This is a genomic window from Catenuloplanes nepalensis (assembly GCF_030811575.1).
Lineage (GTDB): Bacteria > Actinomycetota > Actinomycetes > Mycobacteriales > Micromonosporaceae > Catenuloplanes > Catenuloplanes nepalensis.
In genome coordinates, this window is record NZ_JAUSRA010000001.1 from 4,658,616 (window position 1) to 4,670,847 (window position 12,232).

Annotated in this window: 10 protein-coding genes; 6 read left to right on the forward strand and 4 right to left on the reverse strand. The window is 70.7% G+C overall.

Annotated elements, in window-relative coordinates; all coding sequences use genetic code 11:
• Window positions 1–80: 80 nt before the first annotated feature.
• From J2S43_RS20165 to J2S43_RS20175, 3 genes are all read right to left on the reverse strand, one after another.
• Window positions 81–2,045, reverse strand: a complete 1,965-nt coding sequence (locus tag J2S43_RS20165; protein WP_306831464.1) for a sensor histidine kinase — start codon at window positions 2,043–2,045, stop codon at window positions 81–83.
• A 43-nt stretch (window positions 2,046–2,088) separates the two neighbouring features.
• Window positions 2,089–2,586 carry a hypothetical protein gene (locus J2S43_RS20170; protein WP_306831466.1) on the reverse strand — a complete coding sequence of 166 codons (498 nt, stop codon included), beginning with the start codon at window positions 2,584–2,586 and terminating at the stop codon, window positions 2,089–2,091.
• Between the two features lie 441 nt (window positions 2,587–3,027).
• A complete protein-coding gene (locus tag J2S43_RS20175) occupies window positions 3,028–5,559 on the reverse strand; it encodes an ATP-dependent Clp protease ATP-binding subunit (protein WP_306839345.1) in 2,532 nt (843 codons plus the stop codon).
• A 447-nt stretch (window positions 5,560–6,006) separates the two neighbouring features.
• On the opposite strand from J2S43_RS20175, the gene J2S43_RS20180 reads away from it, so the two are divergent.
• From J2S43_RS20180 to gnd, 6 genes are all read left to right on the forward strand, one after another.
• The gene (locus J2S43_RS20180) at window positions 6,007–6,396 is read left to right on the forward strand and encodes an ArsR/SmtB family transcription factor (RefSeq protein WP_306831468.1); all 390 of its coding nucleotides are present in this window, start codon (window positions 6,007–6,009) and stop codon (window positions 6,394–6,396) included.
• A 55-nt stretch (window positions 6,397–6,451) separates the two neighbouring features.
• Complete coding sequence (gene lipB, locus J2S43_RS20185; RefSeq protein ID WP_306831469.1) at window positions 6,452–7,273, forward strand: lipoyl(octanoyl) transferase LipB; 822 nt, start codon at window positions 6,452–6,454, stop codon at window positions 7,271–7,273.
• A gap of 67 nt (window positions 7,274–7,340) precedes the next feature.
• Window positions 7,341–7,967 carry an alpha-ketoglutarate-dependent dioxygenase AlkB gene (locus J2S43_RS20190; protein WP_306831471.1) on the forward strand — a complete coding sequence of 209 codons (627 nt, stop codon included), beginning with the start codon at window positions 7,341–7,343 and terminating at the stop codon, window positions 7,965–7,967.
• A gap of 61 nt (window positions 7,968–8,028) precedes the next feature.
• Window positions 8,029–8,979: an aldo/keto reductase gene (locus J2S43_RS20195; RefSeq protein WP_306831473.1), complete on the forward strand. Its 951-nt coding sequence runs from the start codon at window positions 8,029–8,031 to the stop codon at window positions 8,977–8,979.
• Between the two features lie 188 nt (window positions 8,980–9,167).
• Window positions 9,168–9,548, forward strand: a complete 381-nt coding sequence (locus J2S43_RS20200) for a MerR family transcriptional regulator (protein WP_306831474.1) — start codon at window positions 9,168–9,170, stop codon at window positions 9,546–9,548.
• Window positions 9,549–9,658: 110 nt separating this feature from the next.
• Window positions 9,659–11,089: an NADP-dependent phosphogluconate dehydrogenase gene (gnd, locus tag J2S43_RS20205; RefSeq protein ID WP_306831476.1), complete on the forward strand. Its 1,431-nt coding sequence runs from the start codon at window positions 9,659–9,661 to the stop codon at window positions 11,087–11,089.
• A gap of 49 nt (window positions 11,090–11,138) precedes the next feature.
• Here the strand turns inward: gnd and J2S43_RS20210 are convergent, their stop codons facing one another.
• Window positions 11,139–12,218, reverse strand: coding sequence for an alpha/beta hydrolase family protein (locus J2S43_RS20210; protein WP_306831478.1), 1,080 nt, complete (start codon window positions 12,216–12,218; stop codon window positions 11,139–11,141).
• Window positions 12,219–12,232: the final 14 nt, after the last annotated feature.

Below are 12,232 nucleotides of genomic sequence, written 5' to 3' on the forward strand. Positions count from 1 at the left end.
CGGTGCCCGCGGGAGCACTCGGAACGCAACCCGCCGGAAGCGGGAATATCGCCCTGTTTCTTCTCGAACTTGTCTTCTGATCAGGCCGATGCCGCTATCGGCAGGTGGACGCGGACCGCGGCGCCGTGCGGGACGGTCGAGGCGATGACGCACTCGCCGCCGAGTTCCTCCGCGCGCTCGCGCATGGACTGCAGGCCGACGCCGGCGCGGCCGTTGTCGGACGAGGCGAGCCCGACGCCGTCGTCGATCACCTCCAGGTCGAGCGTGCGGCTGCGGGTGATCGACACCCGGCAGTGCGACGCGCGCGCGTGCCGGGCCACGTTGTTGAGCGACTCGGAGACGATCCGGTACGCCGCGACCTCGACCGCGGCCGGCAGCCCGGTGAGATCGCCGTCCGCCTCGAACGTGACCTCCAGCCCTTCGGTGTCGAACCGCCGGCACTCGGCCCGCAGCGCCTCCCCCAGGCCGCGGTCCAGCGACGGCGGCCGCAGCGCGGTGACCAGCGAGCGCACCTCCGCGGTGCAGATCTGCAGGTCGCCGGTGAGCCCGTCGAGGATCTGGCTCACCTTGGACGGCCCGGAGAGCTTCCGGGCGGCCCGGACCTGCATGGCGATGCCGGTCAGCGCGGGTCCGACGCCGTCGTGCAGGTCGCGCCGGAGCCGGCGGCGCTCCTCCTCGCGCGCCATCACCAGGCGCTCCCGGGACTGGCGGAGGTCCTGGATGAGCCGGGTCGCCTCGGCCGCCATCGCCGCGTTGAGCGCGACGTCGGCGAGCAGCCGCCGTTCGCGGACGGTGAACCGGGCGCCGGGGCTGCGGCGGCCGACGAGCAGCCGGCCGACCTCGGTGCCGTGCGTCTGCATCGCGAACGTCTCCAGGTGGTCGCTGCGCTCGCCGTGCTCCGCGACGATCCTGGTCCCGTCCGCGTCGCTGAGCGCGACCGCGACGTAGGGCAGGCGCAGCGACTCCGCGACCGCGCTGGTCAGGCGCGGCAGGACGTCGCCGTACTCCGCGGTGTGCCGGAGCAGGTCGAGCAGCGCGGCGATCACCTTGTACGGATTCGCCCGGTCGCCGTAGAGCAGCTGGTCGACGCTCTGCTGCACCCGGCGGCGGACCGGCTCGAACCCGACCGCGATCAGCCCGGTGGCGACCAGCGACGCGTTGGTGTTGCCGGCGTCGCCGACCAGGACCATGCGCAGCGCGGTGACCACGGCCACGAACGTGACCACGACCAGCAGCGTCATGACGAGCCAGACCGTGGTGCGGTTGACCGCGCGGTCGAGGCCGTAGAGCCGGTAGCGCAGGATCGCCACGGCCATCGCGATCGGGACCGCGACCGCGATCAGCGGGAATCCGAGCGGGAATCCGAAGCCGGAGTCGAGCCCGATGCCGATGACCATCAGGATCGCGGCCGGGATGAGGCAGGCGAGCTGGCGGCGCGTGTCCCCCTCGGCCACGCGCCACCGCGCCCAGAGCGAGCCCACGATCGCGATGCCGAGCGTCAGCGTGACGGCGACCCCGATCAGGGCCACCAGCAGGGACAGCCGGCCGAGCGTCGTGTACTCGGGGTTGAACTCGATCAGGAACGCGTACGGCCGGTCGGCGGCGACGCCGGCCAGGCCCACGGTGGAGATCAGCACCGCGGCGCCGAGCGCCCAGGCCACCGCTCTCCACCGGCGGGACGGGAGCTTGCCGTCCGGGAAGAGCAGCAGCGCGAAGAGGACCAGGCCGAACGGCGGCCACCACAGCCACTTGCTGCACCAGACCAGGATCACGCTGCCGGTCCAGGAGCCGGCGAGGACGGAGATCGCGGCGCTGAGCCCGCCGACCGTCATCAGCAGGCCCACCGGGTGCCGGGGGGCTCCGGTGAGCACGAGCATGCCGGCCGCGGTGAACGCGACCGCGATGGCCGCGTTCAGACCGATGAAGTCCAGCGCGTACGGATTGTCGCTGATGATCTGGCCGATGACGGACAACACCGCGATGACGAAGGTCGCCGCGGCTATGGCGCCGCTCGGAGTCCCGAGCCAACCACGGGTCCTGGGCAACGTGACTCCTATGCAGATGGTGTGGGGGGAGAGGCGGTTCTTCTTACCAGCTGTGGCAGAGGAGCATGTGCAGCGCGCTGCCCTGGGTCATCATGACCAGCGACCGGACCGCGGGCGGGTCGGTGAGCGCGCCGAAGTTCGGCTCCAGGTCGTCCGCGATGTCGGCCAGCGAGCGGCCGGCGGTGACGGGCAGCTGGGCGATGGTCGCCTCCGGGTCGAAGCCGGCCTCGCGGAAGTCGTCCGCGTGCTCGCGGATCATCGCCTTGGTCTTCTCGATGACCGTGGTGATCCGGGCGTGCACCGCCTCCGGGTCGGCCGGGTCGCCGCTCTCGGTCAGGTCGGTCAGCGTCCAGTCGCGGCCGAACGCGGGCAGCAGGCGCTTGCCGGACGCGTTGAAGAACTCGATTGTGTTCGTGACGGTCGGCTCGTGGCCGGCGCCCATGTCCGTCTCCGCGAGAAGCGTCTTGACGTCGCGGTAGACGTGCACCCAGGCGTTGGTCGCGGCGACCGCGAAAATCGCGTGCGTGGCCTCAGTGGACATCTGGATCTCCTGTATCTGAAGGGATTGCGGATCGGTCACGGGGCTTCGGCTCATCCTGCACGCAGCCGCCGACCCGGATCCATGGGACGGATGTCCCGAGACGGCGGGAGGTTCCGGCATGCGTGCGCGCCGCTCGGCCGGGCTGAAGTGCCGAAAGCTCCCGGGCCCCGGGACACCAGCCCGCATCGGGCGGGACATCCCGGCGGCCAATGTCTTCTTCAGGACAGCGGCGCGGGAGGCGCGCCGGCCGGTACGACAGATCGGATGCCGACGATGTACGCGACGAGCCTGCACCACGCCAAGCTCTCGTACACCCACAGCGGCGGATATGCGACATCCTGCCGCTACCTCGGACCTGGCTGATCTTTATTACTGGGGGGTGCGCGAAGGCCCCCACCCTCGGGGGGAGGGTGGGGGCCTTCGTCGGGGTCTTACCTGGTCCTACTCCTCCGTGGAGGCGGCGGTGCCGAGGTCCGCGGGGATCGCGTCCGGCACCTCCGCGGGGCGCTCGGTGGAGCGGAAGACGAGCTTGGACTCGTCGATCTTCTCCGGGTCGCCCTCGCAGTCGACGACCACGATGTGGCCGGGGCGCAACTCGTTGAAGAGGATGCGCTCGGACAGGTTGTCCTCGACGTCACGCTGGATGGTCCGGCGCAGCGGCCGGGCGCCCAGCACCGGGTCGAAGCCCTTCTTCGCCAGGTACTTCTTCGCGTTGTCGGTCAGCTCCAGACCCATGTCCTTGTTCTTGAGCTGGCCCTCGATACGCGAGACGAAGATGTCCACGATGTGCAGGATCTCCTCCTGCCGCAGCTGGTGGAAGACGATCGTGTCGTCGATGCGGTTCAGGAACTCCGGGCGGAAGTGCTGCTTCAGCTCGTCGTTGACCTTCTGCTTCATCCGCTCGTAGTTCGACTCCTGGTCCTCCGACGCCTGGAAGCCCAGCGACACCGCCTTCGCCACGTCACGGGTACCCAGGTTGGTGGTCAGGATGATCACCGTGTTCTTGAAGTCCACGATCCGGCCCTGACCATCGGTCAGCCGGCCGTCCTCCAGGATCTGCAACAGCGTGTTGAACACATCCGGGTGCGCCTTCTCGATCTCGTCGAAAAGCACCACGGAGAACGGCTTACGCCGCACCTTCTCGGTCAGCTGACCGCCCTCGTCATAACCCACGTAACCGGGAGGCGCACCCACCAGACGCGACACCGTGTAACGGTCGTGGAACTCGGACATGTCCAGCTGAATCAGCGCATCCTCGGAACCGAACAGGAACTCCGCCAGCGCCTTCGTCAGCTCGGTCTTACCCACGCCCGAGGGACCGGCGAAGATGAACGAACCGGACGGGCGCTTCGGGTCCTTCAGACCCGCACGCGTACGCCGGATCGCCTTCGACACCGCCTTGACCGCGTCCGACTGCCCGACGACCCGCTTGTGCAGCTCGTCCTCCATGCGCAGCAACCGGGAGGTCTCCTCCTCGGTGAGCTTGTAGACCGGGATGCCGGTCCAGTTACCCAACACCTCCGCGATCTGCTCGTCGTCCACCTCGGACACGACGTCGAGATCGCCGGCCTTCCACTCCTTCTCCCGCTGCGCCTTCTGCGACAGGAGCTGCTTCTCCTGGTCGCGCAGCTGGGCCGCGCGCTCGAAGTCCTGCGCGTCGATCGCGGACTCCTTGGCGCGGCGCACCTCCGCGGTCTTCTCGTCGAAGTCGCGAAGGTCCGGCGGCGCGGTCATCCGGCGGATGCGCATGCGCGCACCGGCCTCGTCGATGAGGTCGATCGCCTTGTCCGGCAGGTAGCGGTCCGAGATGTAACGGTCGGCCAGCGTGGCCGCGGCCACCAGCGCGGCGTCGGTGAAGCTCACCCGGTGGTGGGCCTCGTACCGATCGCGGAGACCCTTGAGGATCTCGATGGTGTGCGCCAACGACGGCTCGCCGACCTGCACCGGCTGGAAGCGGCGCTCGAGGGCCGCGTCCTTCTCGATGTACTTCCGGTACTCGTCGTTGGTGGTCGCGCCGATCGTCTGCAGCTCGCCCCGGGCCAGCATCGGCTTCAGGATGTTCGCCGCGTCGATCGCGCCCTCGGCCGCGCCGGCGCCGACGAGCGTGTGGATCTCGTCGATGAACAGGATGATGTCGCCCCGGGTGCGGATCTCCTTGAGCACCTTCTTCAGGCGCTCCTCGAAGTCACCGCGGTAACGCGAGCCCGCGACCAGCGCACCGAGGTCGAGCGTGTAGAGCTGCTTGTCCTTCAGCGTCTCGGGCACCTCGCCCTTGATGATCTTCTGGGCCAGGCCCTCGACCACCGCGGTCTTACCGACGCCGGGCTCGCCGATGAGCACCGGGTTGTTCTTGGTGCGGCGGGACAGCACCTGCATGACCCGCTCGATCTCCTTCTCGCGCCCGATGACCGGGTCGAGCTTGCCCTCCTGGGCGGCCTGGGTGAGGTTGCGGCCGAACTGGTCCAGCACCAGGCTGGTCGACGGCGCGGACTCGCCCGGCGCGGTGCCGGCCGTGGCCGCCCCGCCCTTGCCCTCGGAGTAGCCGGAGAGGAGCTGGATGACCTGCTGGCGGACCCGGTTGAGGTCGGCGCCCAGCTTGACCAGCACCTGCGCGGCCACGCCCTCACCCTCGCGGATCAGGCCGAGCAGGATGTGCTCCGTACCGATGTAGTTGTGCCCGAGCTGAAGGGCCTCGCGGAGCGACAGCTCCAGCACCTTCTTGGCCCGGGGGGTGAACGGGATGTGCCCGCTCGGGGCCTGCTGCCCCTGACCGATGATCTCCTCAACCTGCTGGCGGACGCCCTCCAAGGAGACCCCGAGGCTCTCCAGGGCCTTGGCCGCGACGCCCTCACCCTCGTGGATGAGACCGAGCAGGATGTGCTCGGTGCCGATGTAGTTGTGGTTGAGCATCCGGGCTTCTTCCTGAGCCAGGACGACAACCCGACGCGCTCGGTCGGTGAACCGCTCAAACATGCCCATCACGTCCTCACTGCGGGCTCCCATGCACTCCCGCTGAAACGTACGGCACAAGCAGCACTTCAACCACAGCGCCACCAGTGCAGCACTGTTGAAACACCAGCACCACAGCGGCAGGTGCGCCCGTTTTGTCCCCAGGGTTGCGCTGAGGTAAGCCTCTTGGCCGCGATCGCATGGGCTCTCGCTGTGTCACCCGACTCTTCGGTGACTGCCATGCAGTGGCTCGGGCAGGCGCTCTGCCGCATGACCCACCCTACCGCAGTGAAGATCTTTCACAGTGCGGGAACGGCTCAAAACGGACCACTTCCGCTGACAGGTGAATACCTTCCGCCCTGAGCGGAATCACCCGGACGCGGAGGCCCGCGCCGCGATCGGTGACCGAGGTCGTGGATCATGATTACCCGGGGTGGCCGGCCCGGCAGGCGAGTGGCATCCTGTGTGCTCATGTACGCACCCGACCTCCGGACTCCCACCGGTCATCCGATCCCCGCAGAGCCGGAGGCGCCGGAGGAATTCGGCGCGGACGTCTTCGACGCCGCCGTCGCCGCGTTGCGGCTGCTCGGCGACGAGACCCGGTTGCGCCTGCTCTGGCACCTGCGCGACGACGAGCTCGACGTCACCGCGCTGACCGGCGCGCTGGACAACGCCGCCCGCCCGGCCGTCTCGCAGCACCTGGCCAAGCTCCGCCTCGCCGGCCTGGTCACCACCCGCCGCGACGGCCGCCGCGTCCTCTACCGGCTCAACGGCGCCCACGTCCGCCGCCTGGTGGTCGAGTCCCTCGCCCAGGCCGAGCACCTGATCGCCTCCGGCCAGGCCGCGCGCTCCCGCCGCTGACGCTTCGCCGGGCGCCTCTCCACGTACCCCCGGATCGTCAATGGTTCGTTGACGGGTGTCGCTGGTAACGTCGCGTCCACCCGCATCGACCGCGGAGCCGGCCGCGTTCGAACTGGAGATCCACACGGTCTTCCAGGGCGCCGGTGACGCGACGTCGCCGGTGTGGATCCTGCGGGTCGGTGACGACGTGCTGATCGCGCGACTGCGGGACAACTTCGGCGGGGAGGCCCAGATGAGCGAGCTGATGCGGGTCGATCTCGGCGAGGTGCCGTTCGACGAGTCCGGCGCCACGATGATCGGCTGGGCGGACGAACGCCGCGACGGGCGCGCACCGGACCGGTTGTTCCTGCTCACCCACCCGCCGGTGATCACCTACGGCCGGTTGACGCCGCCGGAGGAGCTGCCCGGCCCGCTCGGCACCATCCCGGCCGTGCCGGTGGACCGGGGCGGGCACGCGACCTACCACGGGCCCGGGCAGCTGGTCGGCTACCTGATCGTGAACCTGCGGGAGCGGCAGCGCGGCCCGGTCGACATCATCCGGATGGTGGAGAACGCGCTGATCGAGGCGGTCGGCTCGCTCGGCTTCGAGGCGGTGCGGCGGGACACACCGAAGGGCGCGCCGAGCCTGGTCGGCGTGTGGACGCCGGACCACCGAAAGCTCGTGTCGATCGGCATGCGGATCCGCGGCGGCATCACCACACACGGCTTCGCGCTGAACGTCGACCCGGATCTGTCCGTCTTCGACACGTTCGTCGCCTGCGGCCTCGCGGACGTGTCGATGACCTCGCTGCGGCAGCTCGCCGACGAGCAGGGGCGGGAAACCCCAACCCCGGCGACGGTACGAGACGCGGTCGCCAAGGCGTTCCAGGCCACCTGAGGCGCGGGCCGCTCCGATCCCGTCCCCGTTATTGGCACGAGTGTTCTAACGCGCCTACGATCGGGCCATGACGCACCAGCCCTCCCTGCTCGACATGGCCTTCGGCACCGGCCCGGCGCTCGGCGAGCTGCGCGCGGCCGTGCGGCACCCGCTGACCCGCGGCGCCTGGGTCGACCACCTGCCTGGCTGGGTGTCCGGGTCCGACGCGATCCTCGACACGCTGCTCGGCGACATCGGCTGGCGCGCCGAGCGCGTCCAGATGTATGAGCGGCAGGTCGACGTCCCGCGCCTGCTCCGCTGGTTCGACCGCGGCGAGCGACTCCCCCACCCGCTGCTCACCGACGCGCGGGAGCGGCTGACCCGGCACTACGCGCCGGAGCTGGGCGAGCCGTTCACCACCGCGGGCATGTGCCTCTACCGCGACGGCCGGGACAGCGTGGCCTGGCACGGCGACACGAAGGGCCGGTCCGCCGCGTCGGACACCATGGTCGCGATCGTGTCGTTCGGCTCGCCGCGCGTGCTGATGCTGCGCCCGCGCGGCGGCGGCGGCAGCCTGCGGTTCCCGCTCGGCCACGGCGACCTGATCGTGATGGGCGGCTCCTGCCAGCGCACCTGGGAGCACGCGGTGCCGAAGACGGCCCGCCCGGTCGGCCCGCGGGTCAGCGTCCAGTTCCGCCCGCACGACGTGGCTTGACCTGGAGCGCACTCCAGGTCCTACCGTCGTCCTCGGAAGCACGACAACGGGAGGACGATCGATGCGTACCAGGGACTTCGGCCGGCTCGGGCAGGTCAGCGCGCTCACCCTCGGCGGCGGCGGGATCGGTGCGGTCTGGGGCGAGACCAGCCGCGCGGAGGCGGTCGCGACCGTGCACGCCGCGCTCGACGCCGGCATCACGCTGGTCGACGTGGCGCCGAGCTACGGCCCGGATTTCGAGGCCGAGCGGGTGGCCGCCGAGGCGCTCCGCGGCCGTGACGTGCTGCTGGCCACGAAGGCACAGATCCACGACGACGAGTTCCCCGACCCGGTGGCCCGGATGATCGAGAGCCTGGAGGCCAGCCTGCGCCGCCTCGGCCGGGACTCGGTCGACATGTTCCTGCTCCACACCCAGCTGCGACCGGCCGGCACCACCGGCCCGCGCGGCACGCTGGACTACGACCGCTACGCGACCGAGGTCGCGCCCGCGTTCGACCGGCTCCGCGCCGACGGCAAGATCCGCTCTTGGGGCCTGACCGCGGTCGGCCACCCGCAGAGCATCCTCGACGCGATCGGCGACGCGACCCACCGGCCCGACTACGCCCAGGTCATCGTGAACGCGCTGGACATGAACGGCGACATGTGGATCTACGACGACGTCCCGCCCCGCAACGCGGACATCGTCGCGGCAGCGAACACCGCCGGCGTCCCGGTGATCGCCATCCGCGCGGTCGCCGCCGGCTCCCTCGCCTCCACCCTCGACCGCCCGACGGCCCCCGGCCACCCGGCCGCCGTCGACTTCGCCCGCGCCGAGCCCTTCCGCAAACTCGCCGCCGAGCTCGGCGAGTCCCCCGCCGCCCTCGCCCACCGCTGGACCCTGACCACACCGGGCGTGGCCACCGTGGTCCTCGGCGTCAAGAACCGCACCGAACTGGCCGAGTGCGTGGCAGCCGAGTCCCGCGGCCCTCTCACCGACGCGGAGATGACCGCGATCGCCGCACTCCGCGCCTGATTTCCCGGCACCTCGCGCCCGGCGGCGGGCAGGCCGGCCGGCGGGGCGGTTCTGGGGTTCGGCGGGAGTGGGCCGGGGGTGGAGGGGAGGAGCGCCAGCGACGACCGGTGCCCGCGGGAGCATGCCCACAGCGACCACGCCGGAAGTGGGAAAGCACGAGTTCGCCGCGGAGCGAGAGGATGTCCTTCATGGACCTCATGACCTACACGCCGGCCGAGGCGGCGGAGAAGACCGGGCTGACGCTGGACACGCTGCGCTACTACGAGCGGTCCGGCCTGCTCAACGACGTGGAGCGGACCTCCGGCGGCCGGCGGGTCTACACCGATGCGCACCTCGGCTGGCTGGACGTGCTGGTCTGTCTGCGGCGGACCGGGATGCCGATCCGGCAGATCCAGCGGTTCGTGGACTCGGCCGGCCGCACGCAGGCGAGCGTGCGGCTGCGGATCCTGGAGGCGCATCGGGCGGACGTGCTGCGGGAGATGGAGGAGCAGCGGCGGGCGCTCGGGGTGATCGACGGCAAGATAGACGCGTATCGTCGGCTGGAGAAGGAGGAGCACCCGAACGAGTAACCCAGTGAGGAATATTCCGGGCGAAGTTGAACTCTACGGCGACACATTCCCGTATGAGTCGGCAACCAGGTCGGCCGCTGCAGATTCACCAGGACCCGGAGGACAAGAGCATGACGGAGCTGGCACAGATCGGTGTCACCGGTCTGGCGGTCATGGGCCGCAACCTCGCCCGTAACCTCGCCCGGCACGGCCACGTCGTCGCGGTGCACAACCGGACGGAGAACCGCACGAAGGAGCTGATCGAGGAATTCGGGCACGAGGGCGCGTTCGTGCCGGCGCAGACCGTCTCCGAGTTCGTGTCCTCGATCGCGCGTCCCCGGAAGATCATCCTGATGGTCAAGGCCGGCGATCCGACGGACCGGGTGATCGACGAGCTGACGCCGCTCCTGGAGCCGGGCGACATGATCGTCGACGGCGGCAACGCGAACTTCGCGGAGACGATCCGGCGCGAGGAGGCGCTGCGCGAGAAGGGCCTGTACTTCGTGGGCGCGGGCATCTCCGGCGGCGAGGAGGGCGCGCTGCACGGCCCGAGCATCATGCCGGGCGGCTCGGCCGAGGCCTACGCGCAGATCGGGCCGATCCTGGAGGGCATCGCGGCGCGCGTGGACGGGCGTCCCTGCTGCACGCACGTGGGCCCGGACGGCGCCGGCCACTTCGTCAAGACCGTGCACAACGGCATCGAGTACGCGGACATGCAGCTCATCGCGGAGGCGTACGACCTGCTCCGCAAGGCCACGAACCTGGTGCCGGACGACATCGCCGAGGTCTTCGCCGGCTGGAACGAGGGCCGGCTCGCCTCCTACCTGGTGGAGATCACCGCGGAGGTGCTGGGCCAGGTCGACGCGGAGACCGGCCGCCCGTTCGTGGACGTGGTGATGGATCGCGCGGAGCAGAAGGGCACCGGCCGCTGGACCGTGCAGGCCGCGCTGGACCTGGGCACGCCGGTGCCGGGCATCGCGGAGGCGGTCTTCGCCCGCGCGCTGTCCGGCCAGTCCGAGCTGCGCGCCGCCGCCCGTGAGCTGCCCGGCCCGCCGCCCGGCGCGCGTGAGGCGTCCCGCGCGCTGATCGACGACATCGAGAAGGCGCTCTACGCGTCGAAGATCGTCGCGTACGCGCAGGGCTTCCACCAGATCGCGACCGCGTCGGCCGAGTTCGGCTGGAAGATCGACATGGGTGCGATGGCCCGGATCTGGCGCGGTGGGTGCATCATCCGGGCACGGTTCCTGGACCGGATCTGGTCGGCGTACAACGCGAACCCCGAGCTGCCGACGCTGCTCACCGACGAGTACTTCCTCGAGGCGCTGGCGGACGCGCAGAAGGCGTGGCGGCGCGTGGTCTCCACCGCGACCTGGCTCGGCATCCCGGTGCCGGGTTTCAGCTCCGCGCTCGCCTACTACGACGGGCTGCGTGCGCAGCGGCTGCCGGCCGCGCTGATCCAGGGCCAGCGCGACTACTTCGGCGCGCACGGATACCGCCGGGTCGACCGGGCCGGCACCTACCACACCGCATGGTCCGGCGACCGCGGCGAGTCGCCCAGCTGAGACCCGGACGGTCCGGGCGCCCCCGCGGCAGGGCGCCCGGACCGTGCGGTCACGGCCGGTGGAACAGCACCTCCGGGTAGGCCGGCAGCGGCGCCGACCGACCCTTCAGGTGCCGGTCGGCGAACGCGGCCAGCAACTCCCTGGTGATCGTGGTGATGCGATCGCCGTCCATCGGCTGCAGCGGAAGGCCGGCCTGGCCGCCGAGCAGCCCGTAGTCGGTGAACGAGCTGTGCGTGGTGCCGGTGACCGTGATCCACCGCCGCCAGCCGGTCAGCTGCGGCCAGGATTCGTCCCAGCTCCGCTGCGCGCCCGGAACCCGCTCCTCCGCGCCGAGCATCAGGAACGGGCGGTCGAGCGGCCGGCCGATCGCCGGGAAGAAGCCGCCGTCCATGTTGACGCCGGCGTCGACGCGCCGGTCACCGAGGATCGTCCGGGCCGCCGCGTTGCCGCCCATCGAGTGCCCGGCCATCGCCACCCGGGACCAGTCCGCGTGCAGGTCGCGGCGCTTGCCGAGCGAGTCCAGCACGAACGACACGTCCGCGGCCCGGCTCATCCCGACCTGGTCACCGGTCACCGTCCCCTCACCCTGCAGGACGCAGACCAGACAGGTGGTGATCCGCCCGTCCGGGAACGTGATCGCGGCGGCCTCGTAGGTGTGGTCCACGCCGACCACCAGGTACCCGCGGCTGGCCAGGTCCTCCGCGAGCCCGGTCAGCGAGTTGCGCGGGAACGAGAAGCCCGGCGACAGCACGATCACCGGCCAGCGCCCGTGCTTCGGCGCGGTGTTCGTGCGCGCGTGCGTGCCGACCGAGGCGAGCACGTCCGGCGGCAGGCCCGGCGCACCGATCGTCTCGAGGATCAGCCGCGACTCCTCGGCGGTGGCGTAGGGCTCAGGCGCGCCCCGGTCATCCACCGCCGGGTACCACAGCGTGATCATCAGTTCGCGGCGTCGCTCCGGCACCCACGGGTCGGCCCGGTCATCATCGATCAAATACAGATCACGAGCCCCGACGGAGTACGGCCCGGAGGGCTCGCGAAGCTGTAGCGCGACCCCGGGGGCGGCCTGTGCGGCGGTCGCGGTCGCCGTCAGCATCAGCACCGACGCGGCGAGCGCGGTCAATATCTTCATGGGAACCACCCTTC

Coding starts and splice junctions, on each gene's coding strand:
- J2S43_RS20170 (WP_306831466.1), bottom strand. CDS start 2,586: ATGTCCACTGAGGCCACGCACGCGATTTTCGCGGTCGCCGCGACCAAC.
- J2S43_RS20175 (WP_306839345.1), bottom strand. CDS start 5,559: ATGTTTGAGCGGTTCACCGACCGAGCGCGTCGGGTTGTCGTCCTGGCT.
- J2S43_RS20180 (WP_306831468.1), top strand. CDS start 6,007: ATGTACGCACCCGACCTCCGGACTCCCACCGGTCATCCGATCCCCGCA.
- J2S43_RS20190 (WP_306831471.1), top strand. CDS start 7,341: ATGACGCACCAGCCCTCCCTGCTCGACATGGCCTTCGGCACCGGCCCG.
- J2S43_RS20195 (WP_306831473.1), top strand. CDS start 8,029: ATGCGTACCAGGGACTTCGGCCGGCTCGGGCAGGTCAGCGCGCTCACC.
- J2S43_RS20200 (WP_306831474.1), top strand. CDS start 9,168: ATGGACCTCATGACCTACACGCCGGCCGAGGCGGCGGAGAAGACCGGG.
- gnd (WP_306831476.1), top strand. CDS start 9,659: ATGACGGAGCTGGCACAGATCGGTGTCACCGGTCTGGCGGTCATGGGC.
- J2S43_RS20210 (WP_306831478.1), bottom strand. CDS start 12,218: ATGAAGATATTGACCGCGCTCGCCGCGTCGGTGCTGATGCTGACGGCG.